Source organism: Seonamhaeicola sp. ABD4_175 (assembly GCF_056160885.1).
This window is the reverse complement of sequence record NZ_JBSWYC010000014.1, coordinates 1-1490: the sequence shown is the minus strand read 5'-3', so window position 1 is coordinate 1490 and position 1490 is coordinate 1. Positions and strand designations below refer to the sequence as shown.

The window sequence follows — 1490 nt, the reverse complement described above, 5'->3', positions numbered from 1 at the left end:
GTAACTGAATGTTCTCCAACGGGACAACACTCAGCACCTATTAAACCTATATACTCACTTAATTTGTCTGTAAGTTTATCATCATCTAATCTATGGACATCAACTTACAGTCCATATCAGCAAGAACTTTTTGATATCATAAGTAAGTTTCATGAGAAAGATGGATGGAACTTTAAACAGATATCGGATTGGTTGATTGAGAACAACTATAAAACACCTAGAGGTAAGACGTTCACTCACACGCATTGTTGGAGTATTTATAAGAAGAAGAACAAAAGCATTCAGAGGTTCAGTCGAGAGTTCGAACCTACAATAACTGATGTAAAGATTAATCAGATTTAATTAGGCAGAAAGTTTAGTTGTCATGGCATTCTTTACCTTATATATGTAGTTAGGTGAGCATTCAACGATTCGACTAATCTTTCTGATTCCTATATCTTCATTAAGTAAGGTCATTATCTTTTGCACTTTTGGTTTAGATAAGAAGGTCTCAACACTTTCTGTACTACCGATTTTTCGTCCTTTATATTTACCATCTAATTTAGCACGTTCAATTCCTGCTAATGTTTTTTCTCTAGTTTGGTGGTATTGGAACTCACTAATCGAGCTTAATATATTAATGAGCAAGTTAGACATCACGCTCTCTTTACCATCAATAAGAGTAGTTATACCCTCATTTTGCGATGTGATTGGTACATTATAACTATGGATAGTCTTAATGGTTTTTAAAATGTCTTCTAGGTCTCTACCAAGGCGGTCGATACGAAGGACTATCACTTGATTAATCTTACCGTTTGCAATATCCTCAATAAGTCGTTTACCACTTGGACGTTCAATAAAAGGGATTCGACCGCTGACACCTTTATCTTCATATACCTTCCAACCATCTTCGATTTTATCAATTTGCGTTCCTATATTCTGAAGGTAATGAGAGGTTCTTAGGTAGTATCCAATATTGCTCATAAATGTTATTAATTTAGGTTGTATTAAATAATAACACTAATATAGTGATAATTCCCTGACAAGTGTATGTTTACGGCAATTATCTTATCGTGATTATGTATATTGAATAGATTAGACTTTAAATTAATAACATTAAGTCAATAATATTATTAAAAATGCCACATTGCCACGTTAAAACCCAAAACTATTGTTGATATTATATCTAATATATATTCTATTATATTTTTAATAAAATAGTTTTATGTAAAAGTAATGGCAATGTGGCAAACATATAATATAGTCTTTATTCATAGGTGTTTATGGATGCCACTAACGTGCCGTCAACATGCCAAATACTCATAATGTGCCATTAAAAACATAAAAACATGGAGTCGGTTTTAATATAATTTTCTATGATTCAATTAAAATCCATAATATGAAGCTCTTAAATATGGCTGAAGAACTAATTAGTGGCAACGTTGCCACCAAATCATGTGAGTTGATGGCAATCAATATCCAAAATTAAAAAGGGTAGTTTTCTATAATGT

2 protein-coding genes are annotated in these 1490 nt (G+C 32.0%); one reads left to right on the top strand and one right to left on the bottom strand.

Annotation, left to right across the window (positions count from 1 at the left end; genetic code table 11):
- Nucleotides 1–63 precede the first annotated feature (63 nt).
- Nucleotides 64–342, top strand: coding sequence for a recombinase family protein (locus ACXAG4_RS15500; protein ID WP_475297005.1), 279 nt, complete (start codon nt 64–66; stop codon nt 340–342).
- Here ACXAG4_RS15500 and ACXAG4_RS15495 read toward each other — a convergent pair whose 3' ends face one another.
- Nucleotides 343–963, bottom strand: a complete 621-nt coding sequence (locus ACXAG4_RS15495; protein ID WP_475297004.1) for a recombinase family protein — start codon at nt 961–963, stop codon at nt 343–345. It abuts the gene before it with no gap.
- Between the last annotated feature and the right edge of the window lie 527 nt (nt 964–1490).

Bases quoted from the DNA above. Each gene is read 5' to 3' on its own strand.
- ACXAG4_RS15495 (WP_475297004.1), bottom strand. From the start codon at position 963: ATGAGCAATATTGGATACTACCTAAGAACCTCTCATTACCTTCAGAAT.